Origin of the sequence: Pseudomonas sp. 1 R 17, from assembly GCF_900067035.1 — a bacterium.
In the GTDB taxonomy this organism is placed as follows: Bacteria; Pseudomonadota; Gammaproteobacteria; order Pseudomonadales; family Pseudomonadaceae; genus Aquipseudomonas; species Aquipseudomonas marginalis.
In genome coordinates this window covers 12,982-33,358 of the sequence record NZ_FKLB01000016.1, presented here as the reverse complement: position 1 = coordinate 33,358, position 20,377 = coordinate 12,982, and the positions used below count along the sequence as shown (strand labels likewise).

Sequence of the window (20,377 nt, the reverse complement as noted above, 5' to 3'; positions counted from 1 at the left end):
TTGATGCGAACCCAATGTGGGAGGGGGCTTGCTCCCGATAGCGGTGGATCAGCTGAAAATAAGCTGGCTGTTCCACCGCTATCGGGAGCAAGCCCCCTCCCACATTTGGATTTCTATACGTCGTCAGGATCCGATCAGCGATACCGCTCCAACCAATGGGCGTAAGGCGCCGGCAAGGTCCAGGACGACTTCTCAACCCCCAGTTCCTTGGCCGCAAAGTACGCCCAATGCGGGTCAGCCAGGTGCGCACGACCGACCGAGACCAGGTCCAGGTGCCCAGCCTGCAACGCACCTTCCGCCAGTTGCGGCGTGCCAAAGCCCCAGGCCGAGGTCACCGGGATGCCCGCTTCGCGGCGCACGCGCTCGGCGATCGGGCCCATAAAGGCCGGGCCCCACGGGATATTCGTGTCGGGGATGGTGAAACCGACGCTGACGCTCAGCAGGTCCAGGCCGCCGGCCTTGAAGTTACGGGCCAGTTCGATGGATTCGGTCAGGGTCTGTTCGTCCCGGCCGTCGTATTCGATCACGCCAAAACGCGCGGTCAGCGGCAGGTTTTCCGGCCAGACCTCGCGCACGGCAGCCAGGGTTTCCAGGAGGAAACGGCTGCGGTTGTCGAAGCTGCCACCGTAGGCGTCGGTGCGCTGGTTGGAATGCTCGGAGAAGAAGCTCTGGCCCAGGTAGCCATGGGCGAAGTGCAGTTCGATCCACTCGAAACCGGCGTCACGGGCACGGCGGGCGGCGTCGACGAAGTCCTGCTTGACCCGAGCGATGTCGTCCAGGGTCATGGCGCGTGGCACTTGCGGCAGGTTGGCACCAAAGGCGATGGCCGACGGCGCGATGGTTTCCCAGCTGCGCGCATCGGAGGCAGGTATGTGGTCGTCCCCTTCCCACGGGCGGTTGGCGCTGGCTTTGCGACCGGCGTGGCCGATCTGGATGCCGGGCACCGAACCGGCGGCCTTGATGGCCTTGACCATGGGCACGAACGCTTCGGCGTGGGCGTCGCTCCAGAGACCGGCGCAGCCTGGGGTGATACGCCCCTCAGGCGCTACAGCGGTGGCCTCGACCACCAGCAAACCGGCGCCGCCCCGAGCCATACTGGCCAGGTGTACGAGGTGCCAGTCGTTGACGATGCCGTCATCGGCCATGTATTGGCACATTGGCGGGATGGCGATGCGATTGCGCAGGGTGACGTCTTTGAGTGTGAACGGTTCGAACAAAGCGGACATTGAGAACTCCGGGAGCGAGTGGATGATTCGATAGTTCGATGGTAATCGAACTATGGTATTCGATGATAGCCCCCTGTTATGATTCGTTTCATGCGAGCCTTTAAACACCCCACCCCGGAAGACCTGACCCTCGAGCGCCTGCTATACGCGCTGAGTGATCCGGTGCGCCTGGAGATTGTCCGCTGCCTGGCCGGCGTGCCCGAGGCCAGTTGCGGCGAACTGGACGGCGGGCGCCCCAAGTCCAGCATGTCCCACCACTTCCGGGTCCTGCGCGATGCCGGCCTGGTACACACCCGCAGCGTGGGCACTACCCACATGAATTCATTGCGCGGCGAGGTGCTTGAGGAACGGTTTCCGGGATTGTTGCAGAGCATCCTGACGCAACGATAAAAGCCGGATCAGTCCAGCAGCGCGATCAGCTGCGACTCGATCGTCATTTCCCGCACGTCCAGCACCGCCAACGTCACCGGCAACTTGAAGCGCCGCCGCCCTGCACTGCCGGGGTTTACGTACAGTGTTGCGCCCCGCCATTCGATCAGGGGCTTGTGCGAATGGCCGGTGATCACCAGCCGAGTAGACGTGTCGAGTAAGGCGGGTACGTCGGCGATATCATGCACCACCAACGTCCGCCATCCGTCCACCTCCAGCATCAGATGATCGGGCACCTGCTCCGCCCACGCCGCGTCCTGGTCATTGTTGCCACGCACCACGTGCAGGGGCGCGATCTGTGCCAATTGCTGAAGAATCTCAGGGCTGCCGATATCACCGGCATGGATGATCTGCTCGCATCCCTGCAAGGCCGCCACCGCTTCAGGCCGCAGCAGGCCATGGGTATCGGAAATCACGCCAACTTTCATAAGGCCTCCGGGGTGGACATCGAACGGTGAAACACCGGCGCGCCATCCAGATATACACGGTCCTTGCCGTTGCCCTTGGCGGCGTAGAGGTTGCGGTCGGCACGTTTGAGGACCGCCGACATATCGGCCCCGGCCGTAAAGCGCGTCATGCCCGCACTGCAGGTGTAGTGATGGGGCGGCGCGACACTGCACCGAATCCCCTGCAGCAGGCGCAGCGCGTAGTCGGTGGCGACATCAGGGTCATCGCCCACCAGCAGCACGCCGAATTCTTCACCGCCAATCCTGCCGAAACTGTGGCTGCCGGGGGTGGCTTTCAGGCACGCGGCCATCGCACAGAGAATCCTGTCGCCGACGTCATGGCCGAACTGGTCATTCTTCAATTTGAAACTGTCGATATCCAACATCATGAAGTAGCCCGTATCACCGGCCGCAATCAGTTTGGCGAAGCTCTCCATAAAGGCGCGCCGGTTCAGGATGGAGGTCAAGTAATCCGTCTCGGCCAATTCCCGAAACTCACTCTCGACCAGTAACACGGAGCGCAGGTTTTTCAGGTAGTAGACATTCAAGACAGAACCGATCGCCACCGACGCGGCGCAAAAGATAAACACGTAGGTGTCGACGCCTGCGTAAAGGCTCAACTGAATGTGGGGCCACGTCAGTAACCAGACCAACGCGGCGCAGAACAGAAAATCCTGAACCACGATAAACAGGATTGCGCTGCTCATTACCAGGGTCACGGCCAGCGGCAAGGCAAACACCTGCAACGCAGGCCGGGTGTGAACCACATAGGCAAAACCTGCGGACAGCAGCGCCATGTAGGCCACGCCCAGCGCCCGCCACAGCACATACTGAGTCACCACCCGGTGGACCCCATACACCGCGCACAGACCCATCGTGACCAGCACGACCGGCCAGCCGAACATCCTCCCGCGATCAACCAGCAACACCGCCAGCCAGGCGAAAATCCCGATCAGTTCGGCCTGGGCAATGGCGGGCGACAGCAGCCTTTGCATCCGTGGCCTGAGCTTTACATTAGCCGGCATCCCGTCACTCCCTGTGCATGAGTGGCCGCTTTATTATCGACATGACTCAGTTGAAGACTGTGCAGGCAGGTCGCAAACGAATACGCCATGAACCGCCTTACCAACACGATAAAAGGTGGCAGGACTTCAAGCAGTGTCTTGGAATGAATCTTGAAATAGCCCCGGTCGGCCCCCTCTTGCACCAGACGAATAACGTGGGTCTTGGACACCGAGAGTTGCTCAGCGATGGAAAGGTAGGACGAAGACCTGAAACTTGCCCCTTGATTATCCAGCGCACACGCATCGTTATAGATCGCCAGCATCAACATATGTCCGGCATCGCGTTTTACCAGCCAATAACAATCAGGCATCAACAGGTCAATCGTCACGTTCTGGCGCAGAAGCACCGAAAAACCTTTGAAATAACGGGCCAGATAGGCGCGATCATCCAACCCGGCCATTGACCCGCACACCTCGGTTTCCGGGCACATCACGCCCAGTGGCTCGACCACGGACGTAAGCATCAGCCTGATCTCCTCGCAGGCTTGGGATGACGGACTGAATACCCGCAAACGACTGTCATCCGCATGCCTCGACACCGTCATGAACCCCAGGACCCTGAACAGCAGGAAGATCGACTCCAGGCTGTTTCTCGAACAGAACCCGCGCGCCACACAAAACTCTTTCACCTCGGACAGTAAGGGAACTGGCTTGGAGAAATACGTGCTCAATAACGTAAAGGACACCATCAAGCGACTGAACTTCAGTGCGGTCTTGTAGAAAAACGGTCTTTTTGAATAGGACTCCAGCAAAATCGAATAATGGGTACGAATACTCGCTTCAAACTCCACATGGCGCTCAAACGCCCGCGCCGACTGTTCCATCGCCAACTTCAACGAACCACTGCACATGAGAAAGAGCCCTGATCAAACAACTTGGATCCACTGATCTCAATTGCAGCACCGATAATGGCGTTTTGCCTTGGGCGCAATCTAGCGTGATTAGCTCTGAGGACACCGTCGCTACCAAAATTGTTCCAGAAAACTCAGGCGGCTTAACCGTTTCAGGCGCCGCAGCGAACCTTCCCCGCCAGCCGACGTCCGAGCTAAGGCACTGTTGCCTACTGCTCGCCGCGAGGTTGTCGTTTGAAAGCCGCCATCATCAAAAAGTACCGCCTGATCATCAAGACCATGGGCTATGTGGGCTGGTCGCTGTTCTGGCTGTTGCTGTGGGACGTCGCCGTCACCGTGGACTTCATGCTGTTCCTCACCGCCAAGATCAACTTGCCGCTGATGCCCCTCACCCTGCTGGGCTCGGCACTGATCGTGCTCATCAGCTTTCGCAACAGCAGCGCCTATAACCGCTGGTGGGAAGCGCGCACGCTGTGGGGTGCGATGGTCAACAATTCGCGCAGTTTTGCCCGTCAGGTTTTGACCTTGCTGGACGATCCTGACGGCGAAGTGAACCCGATCAAGTCCACCCTGCTGCGCCGCCACGTGGCCTACGTAAATTGCCTGGCTGCGCACCTCAGGGGCGAACCGTGCCCTGATGAAGTACGCGCCTTTATCCCCACCGAGGAATTCGCCCGCAACGGCGCCACCAACAACTTTGCCAATGACATCCTCACCGGCTCGGCGGCGTTGCTGGCCCGCGAATACAAGGCCGGGCACCTGGACAGCATTCGCCTGGCGCGGCTGGAGTCGACCCTGGTGGATCTGTCCAATGCCCAGGGCGGCATGGAACGGATCGCCAACACACCACTGCCCTACCCTTACGTGTATTTCCCACGCCTGTTTATCTCGCTGTTCTGCCTGATCGTGCCCGTGGGTCTTGTGGAATCCCTGGGCTGGTTCACCCCGCTGGCGTCCACCGTGGTGGGTTTTATGCTGCTGGCCATCGAACGCATCGGCACCGACCTGCAAAGCCCGTTCCGCTCCAGCGAACACCAGATCCAGATGGAAGCCATCTGCGAAACCATCGAGAAGAACCTGCAATCGATGCGCCGCGACGCCCTGGCCGACCACTCAATCGGCTGATCACGCCCCGCGCCCTAAAGTGCGTGCCCCTTCGGTCGATAAACCGGAGGTACGCATGGGCCTTACCCCCTTCATAACAACACATGCGGCATTCAGCACTAGCGTTTCCCCTTGCCAAAACTATAAATACCCGCAGGTGAAGTCATGAATATCAAGCAGAAGCTGACCTGGGCGTTCGCGGCTATCGCGTGCCTCCCGGTCATCCTGGTGGCCGTGTTGGTAGTGCTGAATCTGCGCGAGGGGGCCCTGGCCAATTTCCTCGACAGCAGCGGTCGCGAGATCCGTCAGATCGACAACGGCATGAAGCAGTTCTTCGATGGCATCAGCCAGAACGTCGACTTCGTGGCCAAGGACCCGCGCGTTGTCGCGGCCAAGGATCTCAAGAGCTACGCCGGCGCCGACGCCGCGCAAATCCCCCTGACCCAGACCAACAAAGACCTGCTGGCGATTTTCGACCAGTTCGCCAAGAGCCACCCGAGCACCGCCTACTTGTCTTTGGGCCTCGCCGACGGCGGTTATGCCAGCTGGCCTGATGACACCAAACTGAACAACTACGACCCACGCGTACGCCCCTGGTACAAAGCCGCCATCGCCGCGCCAGGCGCCACCGTGCGCACCGGCGCCTATTACTGGGCACCGGACGACGTGGTCCTGATCGGCACCGTGCACACCGTCGCCGACGCCACCGGCAACATACTCGGCGTGGTCGGCCTGGACGTGTCGCTCAAGCAGCTCACCGAGCTGGTGCGCAACATCAAGCTGGGCGACAGCGGCTACCTGATGCTGGTGGAAGCCAACGGCAACGTGCTGGTGGACCCCAGCGACGCCAAGCACAACTTCAAGCCGATGGCCGACCTGGGCCCCAACTACGCCGAACTGGCCAAGCGCGGCGACGGCGTGACCCAGATCGACATCGACGGCGTGGCCTATATGGCCAACGTGGTCAGTTCCAAGGATCTGGGCTGGCGCTTTATCGGCCTGATCAAACGCGATGAAGTCATGGCCGGCGCCACCAGCCTCACGTGGTTGATCGCCGCGATTGCCGCCGCCCTGGCCGTGGTGTTCGCGATTGTCGGCGCCAGTTTTGCGAGCATGATCGTGCGCCCGATTCGCGGGGTGGCCGACGGCCTGCAGGAGATTGCCGAAGGCGAAGGCGACCTGACGCGCCAACTCAAGGTGCAAGGCAAAGACGAAACCGCCAGCCTGGCGGGCTGGTTCAACCAGTTCCTGAGCATGATCGCGCAACTGGTGCAGCGCATCGGCAACGCCTCTTCCGACCTGCAAACCGCCGCCGCCGACACCAGCGAAGTCGCCAACAACATGAACCAGGCCGCCGGGCGCCAACGTGAAGCCGTGGAGCTGGTAAGCACCGCGTTCAACGAAATGGTAGCCACCGCCAACGAAGTCGCGCGCTCCTGCAGCGCCGCCGCCGCGAGTGCCGACGAGGGTTACCGCGACGTGCACAATGGCCAGCAGCACATCGGCGAAGCCACCGGCAGCGTGCTCAAGCTCAGCGAAGACCTGCAAAAGTCGACCCAGACCATGCAGTTGCTGGAGCAGGACAGCCAGAACATCAACACCATCCTCGACACCATCCGCTCGATCGCCGAACAGACCAACCTGCTGGCACTCAACGCCGCGATTGAAGCCGCGCGCGCCGGTGACCAGGGCCGCGGTTTTGCCGTGGTCGCCGACGAAGTCCGCGCCCTGGCGCGCCGCACTGCCGACTCCACCGGTGAAATCGACAGCCTGCTGGGCAACCTCGCCCGCCGCACCCAGGAAGTCACCCAACAGATGCAGGGCAGCCTGCTGGTGTCCCACACCAGCGTGGAACGCATCCAGCAGGCCCGCGACAGCTTCGACAAGATCCAAGGCTCGGTGGACTCGATCCGCGACCAGAACACCCAGATCGCCACCGCGGCCGAAGAACAGCACCAGGTGGCCGAAGAGATCAACCGGCACATCGCGCAGATCCATGCCGATGCGCAACTGGTCGAAGGCTTTGCCCACTCGGCGCAGACCGGATCTGGGCGGTTGACGGATATTTCCGGTCAGCTCAAGGGGTTGGTGGGGCGGTTCAAGTTCTGACCGCTGTCACACCGGGGTCGCCGGCGGGGGCGTGTATTGGCTACTATAGCCACGCACTCCCCGCCTCTTACCCAACCACTGCGGAGCCTTAATGCCCAACCCGAAGGACACGGCCACCGACAGCAGCACCCCGATGATTCCCGAGCAGCGTCGCGAACAGATCCTGCGGCAGTTGCGCAAGCATCAGGTGATGAGCGTGCACCAGTTGATGGAGATGTTCGACTGCTCGCACATGACCGTGCGCCGCGATATCGCCCTGCTGGAGCAGGAAGGCCGGGCGTACTCCGTCACCGGTGGGGTCCGGATCGCCAGCCAGTTGCACAGCGAACCCAGCCATCAATCCAAAGCAGTGGTGGAGTTGCCGCAAAAGCAGGCCATGGCACGACTGGCCGCACGGTTGCTGCACGCGGACATGACGGTGTACCTGGATGCCGGCACCAGCACCCTGGAGATCGTCCCGTATATCAAGGCGCTGTCGGGGATGACGGTGGTCACCAACGACTTCGGGATCGTGCAGGCCCTGATGGATGCGACGCAGGTCACGGTGATCCACACCGGCGGCCAACTGGACCATGACAACCATTCTTCCGTCGGCGGGCTGGCCGTGGCGACCCTGCGCCAGGTGGTCACGGACATCGCCTTTGTGTCCACCAGCTCCTGGGATTTGCACCGTGGCATCACCACCCCCTCGGCGCTGAAAGTCGAGGTCAAGCAAGTGGCGATGCAATCGGCGTCCCAGGTGGTGCTGGTGGCGAGCAGTTCCAAATACGGCACCTTCAGCATGTACCGCATCGCCGGGCTGGAACCGTTCGACGTGATCATCAGCGACGACGCCCTGGCCCCGGCAGCGGCAGATGGCATCCGCAAGCGCGGGATTGAATTGATGCTGCCGGGTGATCCGTTGCCGGCGTGATGCCCTCCCTTTGTAGGAGAGGTCGAGCTTTAGCTAGGCTTCGATGGCGGTGGCAGGGTTGGTAGAGGTGTTGGCTGACATACCGCTATCGGGGGCAAGTCGAATCGTCGCACCGCCCCTCCCACATTTGAACCGAACCGACACAGAGGCTCGTCGACTACCGAGCCGCTTTCCAGTCCCGCAACCATTGCAGGCCCGCCGAGGTGTCGCCCTTTGGCCGGTATTCGCAGCCGACCCAGCCGTCGTAGCCCAACTGGTCCATCAGTTCGAACAGGAACCCATAGTTCAGCTCGCCCAGGTCAGGCTCGTGACGGTCCGGTACCCCGGCAATCTGGATATGGCCAATGCCGTCGAAATCGCGACGCAGCTTGGTGGCCAAGTCGCCTTCGACGATCTGGCAGTGGTAGCAGTCAAACTGCACCTTGAGGTTGTGCGCGCCGACCTCCCGGCAGATGGCGTGGGCCTGGTCCTGGCGGTTGAGGAAAAACCCCGGCATGTCGCGGGTGTTGATCGGCTCCAGCAACACGGTGACGCCAACCTCAGCCGCAGCGGCGCTGGCGTAGGCGAGGTTTTCCAGGTACACGGCCTGATGGCGCTGGCGCAGGCTTTCCGAGGGCAGCAAGCCGGCCATGACGTGCACGCGGTCGTTGCCGAGCACGGCGGCGTATTCCAACGCGCGGTCGAAGCCACTGCGAAACTCGGCCTCACGCCCCGGCAGCGTGGCGATGCCGCGCTCCCCCGCCGCCCAATCGCCCGGTGGTGCATTGAACAGGGCCTGGACCAGGCCGTTGTCACTCAGGCGTTGCTTGAGTGCCTCGGCGCTGTAGTCGTAGGGGAACAGGTATTCCACCGCGTCGAAACCATCGGCCTTCGCCGCCGCGAAACGCTCGAGAAAATCATGTTGCGGGTACAGCATGCTCAGGTTGGCAGCAAAACGAGGCATAAAAGCTCCCAAGAGTCAGACAAAAGGCCAGATCAACAATGTAATCACGAACCCCAAGGTACCGAGCAAGGTGGTGATCACCGTCCACGTGCGCAGACCGTCTGCCACGTTGAGCCCGGCGAGCTTGGTGAAGATCCAGTAGCCGGCGTCGTTGATATGCGACATCGCCAGCCCGCCACCGCCCATGGCCAGGCACAGCAGCGCCAGGTGGTTGGGCGTGAGGTTGAGGGTCACGATCAGCGGGCTGATGATCCCCGCCGTGGTCACCAGGGCCACGGTGGTCGAACCCTGCACCGCGCGCAGCAGCATGGTCAACAAAAAGCCCAGGGCCAGCACCGGCAGGCCGGTGGTGCGCAGCATGTCGGAGACTACCGCGCCGATGCCGGTGTCCACCAGCACCTTGCCGAACACGCCCCCGGCGCCGGCGATCAGGATCACCATGGCCACGCCCGGCAAGGCCGAGCCGATCACATCCGACACCTGGCTGCGGCTCCAACCCCGGCGCGAACCCAGCAACCAGGCGCACAGCAAGGTGTCGATCAGCAGCGCCACCAACGGCGCGCCCAACACGGTCATCACCCCACGCAACGCCGATTCGATCGGCAGCAGCGAGGTGGCCAGGGTGCCCAGCAAAATCAGCACAATCGGCAGCAGGATCAGGCTCACAATCAGGCCAAAACCGGGTGCAGGCGCCGCTGGCAGCTTGGCGGCAATGGCGCTGGTGGACTCTTCCAATCCCATATGGGACTCGGCCACGGCGCTCTGTTGTACCGCCTGGTGATTGCCGTTGGCCCAGGCCCGCAGGTCTTCATTGGTCACGTGAGGGCCATAGACTTCTGCACGGATATCGTCAGTCATCGGATAGAAGCGTCGGGTCATGCGCCCCGCCACGCGGTAGCCGATGTAGCACAGCAACGCGGTGATCGGCAGGCCGAACATCAGTACCCGGCCCAAGTCGGCGCCCAGTTGGCTGGCGGCGGCCACGGCGCCCGGATGGGGCGGCAGGAAGGCATGCACGGTGAGCAGCGCCGCACACATCGGCAAGGCGAACACCAGCAGCGGCTTGCGCGCCCGGCGTGCCACGCCATAGGCCAACGGCATCAGGATGATCACCCCGACTTCAAAGAACACCGGCACGCCGATGATGAACCCGGCGATGGTCAGCGCCAGCGGCGTACGGCTGTTGCCGAAGCGCTCGATCAACGACTTGGCCAGGGCCTCGGCACCGCCGGACAGCTCGATGATCCGCCCGATCATCGCGCCCAGGGCAATGATGATCGCGATATGGCCAAGGGTCTTGCCCATGCCGCCCTCGATCGTCGCCACCAGGTCAGCCGGTTTCACCCCGGCCACCAGCGCCACCACGATACTCACCAGCATCAACGCGACAAACGGCTGGAATTTGTACCTGAGGACCAGAAACAGCAGCAGCGCGATACCCGCGCCAGCGGTCAACATCAAAATCAGTGGGCTCATTCAAGAATGTCCTGTTGTTATTGTTTTTTTAGGCAAGCCGGGTCCGTCGAGCGTCAAACCAGGCGCTCGTGCAGCACTTGCCGTGTCATCTTGCGGGTTACCAGTGCGCGCCGAAGGTCTCGCGCAATTCATCCAGTGCAGCCTGATCCAACGGCGCCGGCCGGGGGTTGCTCATCAACCACAACCGTGCGGTTTCTTCCAACTCTTCCAGGGCGTAGCTGGCCTTGGCCACCGAACTCTCCCAGACCACCGGCCCCAGGCGTTCGAGCATCACCCCTCGCACGCTGTTGGCCAGTTGCGCGACCTGCTCGGCGACCTTGGGCGAACCCGGACGCTGATAGCCGATCAAGGGAATGTGACCGACCTTCATCACCTGGTAAGGCGTGAGCGGCGGCAAGATATCCTCCGCGCTCCACACACCTGCCAGGGTCAGCGCAACCAGGTGGGTGGAGTGGGTGTGCACCACACCGCCCACCGAGGGGTTGCGGTCATACACCTGGCGATGCAGGGCCAGGGTCTTGGACGGTTTGTCCCCGGACACCCACTCGCCCTTCAGGTTGACCTTGGCAATAGCGCCTGGCACGAGGCGCCCGAGGCAGACATCGGTGGGGGTGATCAGCCAGCCATCGTCGAGGCGCGCACTGATATTGCCGGCGCTGCCGACGGTGTAGCCACGCTGGTACAGGCTGTGGCCGACATCGCAGATTTCTTCGCGCAGGGCCTGTTCGTCGATGCCAGTCACTGGGCACCTCCGGCCAGGTGCGCGAGGGCTTTGGCGAAGAACTCACGGCCACCGAAGTTGCCGGATTTGAGCGCCAGCGCCAGCGGCTCGGCGGAACTGCTGACGGTGGCCGGCACGCCAGGGTCGATCTGCGCACCAATCTGCAATAGGTTGACGCCGAGGGCCTTGACCACCGAGCCGGAGGTTTCCCCGCCGGCGATCACGAAACGCCGCACGCCTTGCTCGCGCAAGCCCGCGGCGATCTCGCCCAAGGCGTTCTCCACCAGGGCCCCGGCGCGTTCGACGCCGAGCCGCTCTTGCACGGCCTTGACCTCGGCGGGGGTGCTGGTGGCGTAGATCAATACGGTGTGTGCGCTGTCGCGGGCAAACGCCAGCGCCTGCGCCACCACCGGTTCACCGGCAGCCAGGGCGATGGGATCAATGCGCAATGCCGGGCGGCCCGCCTCGCACCAGGCCGCGACCTGGCCGAGGGTCGCTACCGAGGCACTGCCGGCGAGCACCACCTCGCCACCGCTGATAGTCGGCAGCGTCGCCGCATCGAAGTCGCGCAGCTTACCGGCACGGCGGAAATTGCCTGGCAAACCCAAGGCCAGGCCCGAGCCACCCGTGAGCAAAGGCAAGTCGGCGCAGGCGCTGCCGAGGGTGTAGAGGTCTTGATCGGACAGCGCATCGGCGATGGCAATGCCCACGCCTTGCTCGCGCAGTGCGGCGATTTTTTTACGGGTCGCCTCGACGCCCGCGGCGATGCTGTCGTACCGCAGCAGCCCGACCGGCAGTTGCGTCTGGCTCTGCAGCACGCGCACCAGATTCGCGTCGCCCATGGGCGTCAGCGGGTGATGTTGCATGCCCGACTCATTGAGCAACTGGTCCTGCACAAACAGGTGGCCACGGAAAATCGTCCGGCCGTTTTCCGGGAACGCCGGGCAGGCCAGGGTGAAATCACTGCCCAGCGCCTTGAGCAAGGCCTCGCTGACCTGGCCGATATTGCCGGCGGCAGTGGAGTCAAAGGTCGAGCAATACTTGAAGAAAATCTGTTCGCAGCCCTGCTCGCGCAGCCAGTCCAGCGCGGCCAGGGATTCCTCCACAGCCTCTGCGACCGGCGTGGTACGCGACTTGAGGGCGATGACGATGGCGTCCGCATCCAGCCCGTCCGCGACTTCGCGGCTGGGGATGCCAATGCTCTGCACCGTGCGCATACCGCCGCGCACCAGCATGTTGGCCAGGTCGGTGGCGCCGGTGAAATCGTCGGCGATGCAGCCCAGCAACGGGCGCGTGGTGTGGTTAGTCATAAAGCGTTCCTTACACCGGCTCGGGCTTGGCAGTCGGCAGGTCGATGCCGGGGAAAATCTTGATCACCGCCGAGTCGTCCTCGCGGCCAAAACCGGCGCTGGAAGCCTGCATGAACATCTGGTGCGCAGTGGCCGACAACGGCAGCGGGAATTTGCTCGCACGCGCGGTATCCAGCACCAGGCCGAGGTCCTTGACGAAAATATCCACCGCCGACAGTGGCGTGTAGTCGGCCTTGAGAATGTGCGGCACGCGGTTTTCGAACATCCAGGAATTGCCGGCGCTGTGGGTGATCACCTCGTACAAGGCATCGGCGTCCACGCCTTCGCGCAGGCCCAGGGCCATGGCTTCGGCGGAGGCGGCGATGTGCACGCCGGCGAGCAACTGGTTGATGATCTTGACCTTGGAGCCCAAACCATGGACGTCGCCCAGGCGATACACCTTGCCGGCCATGCCCGCCAGCACTGCATCGGCCTTGGCATAAGCGGCCTGCGGGCCGGAGGTCATCATGGTCATCTCACCGGCGGCGGCCTTGGCCGCACCGCCGGAAATCGGCGCATCCAGGTACAGCAGGCCGTGTTCGCCCAAGCGCTGGCCCAGGGCCACGGCGTAGGTCGGGGCCACGGTGGCACAGCCGATCACCAGGCTGGCGGGACGCAGCGCCGCCACGGCACCGCCCTCACCAAACAGCACGGTCTCGGTCTGCTCGGCGTTGACCACCACGGTGATGAGCACATCACAGGCCTCGGCCATCTGCGCCGGCGACGCGCACGCCACCCCGCCTTCGCCGGCGAACTGCCGGGTAACCGCCTCGCGTACATCACAGGCATGCACATTGAAACCTGCGTGCAACAGCGAGCGGGCAATGCCCAGCCCCATCGCGCCCAGACCGATCACACCGACATTATTATTCATGGGGTACTCCAGGGGAAAACGGCGGCTGACACCACACCGGCGAGCCGCGTTGGAATTGGGATCGATCATCCACCAATGAACGGATTATGTGAAGTATTTTTTCGATCTAACATTTTTTAACATCGCCCCAAGAAGAATTTCACACCCCCTTTATCGCCTTACCCACGCAAACTCATTTGCGATGCTTGTGCTTTGCGTATTATGGTATACCATCATACGCAATCCACTCCCCCACACCTGATGGAGCCGCTCATGAGTTTCGAAATTCGCAAGATCGTCAGCTACGTTGAAGAAACCTTTATCGAAGGCGGCAAGGCCTCGGATACCCCGGTGAAGATGGTCGGCCTCGCCGTGGTGCTGAAGAATCCATGGCTGGGTCGTGGCTTCGTCGAAGACCTCAAGCCGGAAATCCGGGCCAATTGCTCCGACCTCGGCGCGCTGATGGTCGAGCGCCTGGTGGGCATCATTGGCGGCGCCGAAAACATCGAGGCGTATGGCAAGGCTGCTGTGGTCGGGGCCGATGGCGAGATCGAACACGCCAGCGCGATCATCCATACCCTGCGCTTCGGCAATCACTACCGTGAAGCGGTCAAGGCCAAGAGCTACCTGAGCTTCACCAACAAGCGTGGCGGCCCGGGCACCTCGATCCAGATCCCGATGATGCACAAGGACGACGAAGGCCTGCGTTCGCACTACATCACCCTGGAAATGCACATCGAGGATTCGCCGCGTGCCGATGAAATCGTCGTGGTATTGGGCTGCGCCGATGGCGGCCGCCTGCACCCTCGTATCGGCAACCGCTATATCGACCTGGAAGAGCTGGCCGCTGAAAAAGCCCAGTAAGCAAGACCGGCCAAAACAAAAAGCATGCAGGAGCGCTCCATGATTCGGCTCACCGCTGAACGCACCCCGGCTGGCACCAGTTATCTGGCGACCGGCCAAGGCCAGCCTGTGGTTTTGATCCACGGCGTGGGCCTGAATAAAGAAATGTGGGGCGGGCAAGTCGTTGGCCTGGCCACGAATTACCGCGTGATCACCTATGACATGCTCGGCCATGGCGCCAGCCCGCGCCCGGCCGCCGGCACGCCGCTGCTGGGGTATGCCGATCAGTTGCTGGAGCTGCTCGACCACCTGCAATTGCCCCAGGCCACGGTGATCGGTTTTTCCATGGGCGGCCTGGTCGCCCGGGCGTTTGCCCTGCACTACCCCGAGCGCCTCACATCCCTGGTAGTGCTCAACAGTGTGTTCAACCGCAGCCCCGAACAGCGTGCCGGCGTGATCGCACGCACCGCCCAGGCCGCCGAACACGGCCCGGATGCGAATGCCGAAGCTGCGCTGTCGCGCTGGTTCAGCCGTGAATACCAGGCGGCCAACCCGGCGCAGATCGCCGCCCTGCGTGAAACCCTGGCGGGCAACGACCCCCAGGGCTACCTGACTACCTACGAACTGTTTGCGACCCAGGACATGTACCGCGCCGACGACCTCAAGGGCTTGCGCGTACCGACCCTGGTCGCCACCGGCGAACTCGACCCCGGTTCAACCCCGGAAATGGCCCGGCAACTGGCCGATCGTATTCCCGGCGCCACCGTTGCGGTGCTGGCCGAGCAACGGCATATGATGCCGGTAGAATCGCCACGCCTGGTCAACCAGTTGCTGCTGGGCTTCCTCGACACGGTGTACGCCCAAAACAATCCAATCAAGGGGATCGTTGCATGACACTCGCACGCTTCCAGATGTGCATCGGCGGTGAATGGGTCGATGCCCTGTCCGGCAAGACTTTCGACAGCCTCAACCCGGCCCTGGCCGAACCCTGGGCGCAACTGCCCGACGCCGATGAGGCCGACGTGGAGCGCGCCGTGCAGGCCGCCCAAAGCGCCTTCGACAGCCCGGCCTGGCGTGGCCTCACCGCCACCGCACGGGGCAAATTGCTGCGCCGCCTGGGTGACCTGATCGCCGACAACAAGGAGCAACTGGCCCAGCTCGAAAGCCGCGACAACGGCAAGTTGATCCGCGAAACCCGTGGCCAGGTCAGCTACCTGCCGGAGTTTTTCCACTACACCGCCGGCCTGGCCGACAAGCTCGAAGGCGGCACCCTGCCGCTGGACAAGCCGGACCTGTTCGCCTACACCGTGCACGAAGCCATGGGCGTGGTCGCCGCGATCATTCCGTGGAACAGCCCGCTGTACCTGACCGCGATCAAACTCGCGCCGGCCCTGGCGGCGGGCAATACCATCGTGATCAAACCGTCGGAACACGCCTCGGCGACCATCCTCGAACTCGCGCGCCTGGCCCTCGAAGCCGGGATCCCAGCGGGCGTGGTCAACGTGGTCACCGGCTACGGCCCCAGCACCGGCGCCGCCCTCACCCGCCACCCACTGGTACGCAAGATCGCCTTCACCGGCGGCGCGGCCACGGCCCGCCACGTGGTGCGCAGCAGCGCGGAGAACTTCGCCAGGCTGTCCCTGGAACTGGGCGGCAAATCGCCGAATATCATCTTTGCCGACGCCGACCTCGACAGCGCCATCAACGGTGCGATTGCCGGTATCTACGCGGCGTCCGGGCAGAGCTGCGTGTCCGGTTCGCGCCTGCTGGTGCAGGATGAGATCTACGACGAATTCGTCGAGCGCCTGGTGGCGCGTGCCGAGCGCATCCGCATCGGCAACCCCCAGGACGACGCCAGCGAAATGGGGCCCATGGCCACCGCGCAGCAACTGGCCGTGGTCGAGGGCTTGGTCGCCGATGCCATCGCTGAAGGCGCGCGCCTGCGCACCGGTGGCAAACGCCCGCAGAACCTCGGTGAAGGCTGGTTCTATGAGCCAACCTTGTTCGAGTGCGACAGCAACTCGATGAAGATCATGCAGGAAGAAGTGTTCGGCCCGGTGGCCTCGGTCATCCGTTTCAAGGACGAAGCCGAAGCGCTGGCCATCGCCAACGACTCGCAATTCGGCCTCGCCGCCGGCATCTGGACCCGCGACCTCGGCCGCGCCCACCGCCTGGCGCGGGACGTGCGCTCGGGGATCATCTGGGTCAACACCTACCGTGCCGTGTCGGCAATGGCGCCTATCGGCGGCTTCAAGAACAGCGGCTACGGCCGTGAAAGCGGCATTGATTCGGTGCTCGCCTACACCGAGCTGAAGACGGTGTGGATCAACCTCTCCCAGGCGCCCATGCCTGATCCTTTCGTGATGCGCTAAGAGACCCCGACCATGATCGAACCCGGCATTTACAAAGACGTCATGAGCTCATTCCCCTCCGGGGTCACGGTGGTCACCACCCTCGACCCGGACGGCGGTATCGTCGGCATTACCGCCAGTGCGTTCAGCGCGCTGTCGATCGACCCGGCGCTGGTGCTGTTCTGCCCTAACTATGGGTCGGACACCTACCCGATCCTGCGCGACAGCAAGCGCTTCGCGATCCACTTGCTGTCCGCCGACCAGACCGCCGAGGCCTATGCTTTCGCCAGCAAAGGCAAGGAAAAGGCCAAGGGCATCGAGTGGCACCTGAGCGAGTTGGGCAACCCGCTGCTGGCCAAGGCCACGGCGATCATTGAGTGCGAACTGTGGCGCGAATACGACGGCGGCGATCACGCGATCATCGTCGGCGCGGTAAAGAACCTGATCCTGCCCAAGGAGCCGGTCACGCCGATGATCTACCACAAGGGCAAGCTGGGCCCGCTGCCGGCCCTGGCCTGAGGCGCGCGGGGGCCGTGAGGGTTTGTCGCTTAAGGAACGCAGCATGATAAACTTGGGCACGATTTTCGGCCCTCAATCGGCCCCGGCCGGCCGAGGCCTCCAGTTAACCGCTAAATTCAGAGCAGACCCCATGAAACGCGCGCCCCTCGACGACAGCTTCAAGGTCAATCACAACCCGGTCACCCTGCGCGAAATCGTGCTGGAAAAACTGCGCAGCGCCATCATGAACTTCCAACTGCTGCCCGGTGACCGCCTGGTGGAGCGCGACCTGTGCGACCGCCTCGGCGTCAGCCGCACCTCGGTACGCGAAGCCTTGCGTCACCTGGAGTCCGAAGGCCTGGTGGAATTCGCCGATGCCAAGGGCCCGCAGGTGGCGATCATCACCCTGGCCGACGCCGTCGACATCTATGAACTGCGCTGCGTGCTCGAAGGCTTGATCGTGCAGCTGTTTACCCTGCGCGCCAAGGCCAAGGACATCAAGGCCCTGGAAAAAGCCCTGGAAGAAAACCGCAAGGCCCTCAAGGACGGTGAGCTGCAACAGGTCATCGACTCGGTCCAGGGCTTCTACGACGTGCTGCTTGAAGGTTCGGGCAACCATGTGGCGGCCACCCAGTTGCGCCAGTTGCAAGCGCGCATCAGCTACCTGCGCGCCACCTCGGTGTCCCAGGAAAACCGTCGCGGCACCAGTAACCAGGAAATGGAACGCATGGTCCAGGCGATCAAGAGCGGCGACCCGCTGGCGGCCCACCAGGCCTGCGTCGATCACGTGCGCGCCGCCGCCGCTGTGGCCCTGGACTACCTCAAGCGCAAACAGGAAGAAACCGGCAAGATTCCGGAAATCACCCTGCCCATCGCGCTGAAAGAACCGCGCATAGGTCACTGACCTTGGCCAGCCCCAGTTTTTGCCCGACATGCGGCGGCAGTGACCTCGGTCACCAGCTGCCACCGGGCGATACCCATGAGCGCCTGATGTGCCGGGGCTGCGGCTATATCCACTACATCAACCCCAAGATCATCGCCGGCTGCATCATCGAGCAGGACGGCAAATACCTGCTGTGCCAACGGGCGATCCCGCCCCGCCCGGGCACCTGGACCTTGCCTGCCGGCTTTATGGAAGGTGGCGAAACCACTGAGCAGGCGGCGTTGCGTGAAGTCTGGGAAGAAAGCGGCGTACGCGCCGAGATCCTCTCGCCCTACTCGATCTTCAGCGTGCCCAGGATCAGCGAGGTGTACATCATCTTCCGCGCCATCGCGCTGGAGATCACCGGCCAGTTCGGCCCGGAAACCCTCGACTACAAGTTCTTCGCGCCCGAGGAGATTCCCTGGGAGAGCATCTACTACCCGGCGATCCGGCAGATTCTCGAACGGTATATCGAGGAACGCCAGGCTGGGGTGTATGGCATCTATATCGGTAATGACGACAGCGGCAAGATCCACTTTATCCGCTGATCTTCAGGTAAACCGGGTCCAAATGTGGGAGGGAGCAAGCCCCCTCCCACATTTGAATCGGTTTATACCTGGAAAAATCAGCGCGCCAGCCCTTCCACGATGATGATCTGCGCCAGCCCCGCCCCTTCACGGTGCGCCTTCGCCTCCTGATATTCAGCGGACTCATAACACGCCACCGCCTGCTCATAGCTCTCAAACTCAATCACCACATTACGCTGCCGTGCCGGCCCGCCTTCCATTGCCTCGCTGCGCCCGCCCCTGGCCAGGAACCGCCCGCCAAACTTCGCAAACGCCGCCGGCGCGCGCTGGGTGTACTGCGTGTATTGCTCGGCATCGGACACATCCACATGGGCAATCCAGTAGGCCTTCATCGTGACATCCTCTTGTTGAGTTTTTGTGGTATACCATAATACATACAACCAACAAATCGAGCACTCTCCATGTCCTTCAACAGCATCGCAGACATCATCGAAGACTACCGCCAAGGCAAGATGGTGCTCCTGGTGGACGACGAAGACCGGGAAAACGAAGGCGACCTGTTGCTGCCTGCGGCCTGCTGTACCGCCGAGACTATCAGTTTCATGGCCCGCGAAGCCCGTGGCCTGATCTGCCTGACCCTCACCGACGAACACTGCCAGCGCCTGGGCCTGGAACAGATGGTGCCGAGCAATGGCAGCGTGTTCAGCACCGCGTTTACCGTGTCCATCGAAGCCGCCAGCGGCGTGACTACCGGCATCTCCGCCGCCGACCGCGCACGCACCGTGGCAGCGGCCGTAGATGTCAATGCCGGGCCGGCCGACATCGTGCAGCCGGGGCATATCTTCCCGTTGCGCGCCAAGGATGGCGGCGTGTTGACGCGCGCCGGCCACACCGAAGCCGGCTGCGACTTGGCGCGCCTGGCCGGGCACACCCCGGCGTCGGTGATCGTCGAAGTGATGAACGACGACGGCACCATGGCCCGCCGCCCCGACCTGGAAATCTTCGCGCGCAAGCACGGCATCAAGATCGGCACCATCGCCGACCTGATCCACTATCGCCTCAGCACCGAACGCACCGTGGTGCGCATCGGCGAACGCGACCTGCCCACGGTGCACGGCACGTTCCGCCTGATCACCTTTGAAGACCGCATCGACGGCGGCGTGCACATGGCCATGGTGATGGGCCAGTTGCGCCGCGATACCCCGGCGCTGGTGCGCGTGCATGTGATCGACCCGCTGCGCGACCTGGTCGGTGCCGACTACAGCGGCCCGTCCAACTGGACGCTGTGGGCGGCCTTGCAACGTGTCGCCGCTGAAGGCAGCGGCGTGGTGGTGGTGCTGGCCAACCATGAGTCGTCCCAGGCGCTGCTGGAACGCGTGCCGCAACTGACCCAGGCACCGCGTCAGTTCAACCGCTCGCAGTCGCGCATCTATTCCGAAGTGGGCACCGGGGCGCAGATCTTGCAGGACCTCGGCGTCGGCAAGTTGCGTCACCTCGGCCCGCCCCTCAAATACGCCGGGCTGACCGGCTACGACCTGGAGGTGGTCGAGAGCATTCCCTTCACCGAATGACGGATAACCGGTAAGGCAAAATGCTTGCACAAAGTTTGGAATACCATAATATGATATTCCATAGACCGAACGCTTCCGCCAAGTGCGCCCGCCAGGGAGAGCACCAATAACAGCCCTTGGCACGGTCGCCTTTTGGGGCCTCGATTAGAGGCCCCGGATGGACCTACTGCTCCCGATAGGC

Annotated in this window: 20 protein-coding genes and 2 pseudogenes; 12 read left to right on the top strand and 10 right to left on the bottom strand. The window is 62.9% G+C overall.

The window, feature by feature from the left end; genetic code table 11:
* Nucleotides 1–134 precede the first annotated feature (134 nt).
* The gene (locus BFP99_RS01940) at nucleotides 135–1,226 is read right to left on the bottom strand and encodes an NADH:flavin oxidoreductase/NADH oxidase (RefSeq protein ID WP_065926381.1); all 1,092 of its coding nucleotides are present in this window, start codon (nucleotides 1,224–1,226) and stop codon (nucleotides 135–137) included.
* A gap of 78 nt (nucleotides 1,227–1,304) precedes the next feature.
* Between BFP99_RS01940 and BFP99_RS01935 the strand changes: the two genes are divergently transcribed.
* Nucleotides 1,305–1,616 carry an ArsR/SmtB family transcription factor gene (locus BFP99_RS01935; RefSeq protein WP_027603612.1) on the top strand — a complete coding sequence of 104 codons (312 nt, stop codon included), beginning with the start codon at nucleotides 1,305–1,307 and terminating at the stop codon, nucleotides 1,614–1,616.
* A gap of 8 nt (nucleotides 1,617–1,624) precedes the next feature.
* Here BFP99_RS01935 and BFP99_RS01930 read toward each other — a convergent pair whose 3' ends face one another.
* The 3 genes from BFP99_RS01930 to BFP99_RS01920 are packed head-to-tail and all read right to left on the bottom strand — an operon-like array spanning nucleotide 1,625 to nucleotide 3,989.
* Nucleotides 1,625–2,083 carry a metallophosphoesterase family protein gene (locus BFP99_RS01930; protein ID WP_065946553.1) on the bottom strand — a complete coding sequence of 153 codons (459 nt, stop codon included), beginning with the start codon at nucleotides 2,081–2,083 and terminating at the stop codon, nucleotides 1,625–1,627.
* Nucleotides 2,080–3,126: a GGDEF domain-containing protein gene (locus tag BFP99_RS01925; protein WP_065926383.1), complete on the bottom strand. Its 1,047-nt coding sequence runs from the start codon at nucleotides 3,124–3,126 to the stop codon at nucleotides 2,080–2,082. Before BFP99_RS01925 ends, BFP99_RS01930 begins: the two co-directional genes overlap by 4 nt.
* Nucleotides 3,111–3,989: a hypothetical protein gene (locus BFP99_RS01920; protein ID WP_065926384.1), complete on the bottom strand. Its 879-nt coding sequence runs from the start codon at nucleotides 3,987–3,989 to the stop codon at nucleotides 3,111–3,113. Before BFP99_RS01920 ends, BFP99_RS01925 begins: the two co-directional genes overlap by 16 nt.
* A 261-nt stretch (nucleotides 3,990–4,250) precedes the next feature.
* Here BFP99_RS01920 and BFP99_RS01915 point away from each other — a divergent pair, with 261 nt between their 5' ends.
* The 4 genes and pseudogenes from BFP99_RS01915 to BFP99_RS01905 all read left to right on the top strand — a co-directional run bounded on the left by BFP99_RS01915 (nucleotide 4,251) and on the right by BFP99_RS01905 (nucleotide 8,142).
* Entirely contained in the window at nucleotides 4,251–5,141 is an 891-nt protein-coding gene (locus tag BFP99_RS01915; protein WP_065926385.1) for a bestrophin family protein, read from the top strand.
* Between the two features lie 144 nt (nucleotides 5,142–5,285).
* A pseudogene (locus BFP99_RS33920) lies at nucleotides 5,286–6,365 on the top strand (cache domain-containing protein); the annotation flags it as partial.
* 327 nt (nucleotides 6,366–6,692) lie between these two features.
* Nucleotides 6,693–7,229: pseudogene (locus BFP99_RS33915) on the top strand (methyl-accepting chemotaxis protein); the annotation flags it as partial.
* Between the two features lie 91 nt (nucleotides 7,230–7,320).
* Nucleotides 7,321–8,142 (top strand): DeoR/GlpR family DNA-binding transcription regulator, encoded by an 822-nt coding sequence (locus BFP99_RS01905; protein WP_065926387.1) that lies wholly within the window; start codon nucleotides 7,321–7,323, stop codon nucleotides 8,140–8,142.
* A 157-nt stretch (nucleotides 8,143–8,299) separates the two neighbouring features.
* Here BFP99_RS01905 and otnI read toward each other — a convergent pair whose 3' ends face one another.
* From otnI to ltnD, 5 genes are all read right to left on the bottom strand, one after another.
* Nucleotides 8,300–9,085, bottom strand: a complete 786-nt coding sequence (otnI, locus tag BFP99_RS01900; RefSeq protein WP_065946552.1) for a 2-oxo-tetronate isomerase — start codon at nucleotides 9,083–9,085, stop codon at nucleotides 8,300–8,302.
* A gap of 15 nt (nucleotides 9,086–9,100) precedes the next feature.
* Nucleotides 9,101–10,561 carry a GntT/GntP/DsdX family permease gene (locus BFP99_RS01895; protein WP_065946551.1) on the bottom strand — a complete coding sequence of 487 codons (1,461 nt, stop codon included), beginning with the start codon at nucleotides 10,559–10,561 and terminating at the stop codon, nucleotides 9,101–9,103.
* Nucleotides 10,562–10,658: 97 nt separating this feature from the next.
* A complete protein-coding gene (locus BFP99_RS01890; protein WP_065946550.1) occupies nucleotides 10,659–11,303 on the bottom strand; it encodes a 3-oxo-tetronate 4-phosphate decarboxylase in 645 nt (214 codons plus the stop codon).
* Complete coding sequence (gene otnK / locus BFP99_RS01885; RefSeq protein ID WP_065946549.1) at nucleotides 11,300–12,592, bottom strand: 3-oxo-tetronate kinase; 1,293 nt, start codon at nucleotides 12,590–12,592, stop codon at nucleotides 11,300–11,302. The genes BFP99_RS01890 and otnK overlap by 4 nt, the downstream gene beginning before the upstream one ends.
* A 10-nt stretch (nucleotides 12,593–12,602) precedes the next feature.
* Complete coding sequence (ltnD, locus tag BFP99_RS01880) at nucleotides 12,603–13,505, bottom strand: L-threonate dehydrogenase (RefSeq protein WP_065946548.1); 903 nt, start codon at nucleotides 13,503–13,505, stop codon at nucleotides 12,603–12,605.
* A gap of 252 nt (nucleotides 13,506–13,757) precedes the next feature.
* On the opposite strand from ltnD, the gene BFP99_RS01875 reads away from it, so the two are divergent.
* The 6 genes from BFP99_RS01875 (at nucleotide 13,758) to BFP99_RS01850 (ending at nucleotide 18,646) form a co-directional block, all read left to right on the top strand.
* Entirely contained in the window at nucleotides 13,758–14,348 is a 591-nt protein-coding gene (locus tag BFP99_RS01875; protein ID WP_027603604.1) for an amino acid synthesis family protein, read from the top strand.
* Between the two features lie 39 nt (nucleotides 14,349–14,387).
* Nucleotides 14,388–15,221: an alpha/beta fold hydrolase gene (locus BFP99_RS01870; RefSeq protein WP_027603603.1), complete on the top strand. Its 834-nt coding sequence runs from the start codon at nucleotides 14,388–14,390 to the stop codon at nucleotides 15,219–15,221.
* Nucleotides 15,218–16,699, top strand: a complete 1,482-nt coding sequence (locus BFP99_RS01865; RefSeq protein ID WP_065946547.1) for an aldehyde dehydrogenase — start codon at nucleotides 15,218–15,220, stop codon at nucleotides 16,697–16,699. Before BFP99_RS01870 ends, BFP99_RS01865 begins: the two co-directional genes overlap by 4 nt.
* Nucleotides 16,700–16,711: 12 nt before the next feature.
* Nucleotides 16,712–17,197 (top strand): flavin reductase family protein, encoded by a 486-nt coding sequence (locus tag BFP99_RS01860; RefSeq protein WP_027603601.1) that lies wholly within the window; start codon nucleotides 16,712–16,714, stop codon nucleotides 17,195–17,197.
* A gap of 130 nt (nucleotides 17,198–17,327) precedes the next feature.
* Nucleotides 17,328–18,080 (top strand): GntR family transcriptional regulator, encoded by a 753-nt coding sequence (locus BFP99_RS01855; RefSeq protein WP_027603600.1) that lies wholly within the window; start codon nucleotides 17,328–17,330, stop codon nucleotides 18,078–18,080.
* Nucleotides 18,081–18,082: 2 nt separating this feature from the next.
* Nucleotides 18,083–18,646, top strand: a complete 564-nt coding sequence (locus BFP99_RS01850) for an NUDIX hydrolase (RefSeq protein WP_065926395.1) — start codon at nucleotides 18,083–18,085, stop codon at nucleotides 18,644–18,646.
* Nucleotides 18,647–18,723: 77 nt separating this feature from the next.
* Here the strand turns inward: BFP99_RS01850 and BFP99_RS01845 are convergent, their stop codons facing one another.
* The gene (locus BFP99_RS01845; protein WP_065946546.1) at nucleotides 18,724–19,017 is read right to left on the bottom strand and encodes a DUF1330 domain-containing protein; all 294 of its coding nucleotides are present in this window, start codon (nucleotides 19,015–19,017) and stop codon (nucleotides 18,724–18,726) included.
* Nucleotides 19,018–19,086: 69 nt separating this feature from the next.
* Here BFP99_RS01845 and ribBA point away from each other — a divergent pair, with 69 nt between their 5' ends.
* Complete coding sequence (gene ribBA, locus BFP99_RS01840; RefSeq protein ID WP_065946545.1) at nucleotides 19,087–20,196, top strand: bifunctional 3,4-dihydroxy-2-butanone-4-phosphate synthase/GTP cyclohydrolase II; 1,110 nt, start codon at nucleotides 19,087–19,089, stop codon at nucleotides 20,194–20,196.
* Nucleotides 20,197–20,377 lie beyond the last annotated feature (181 nt).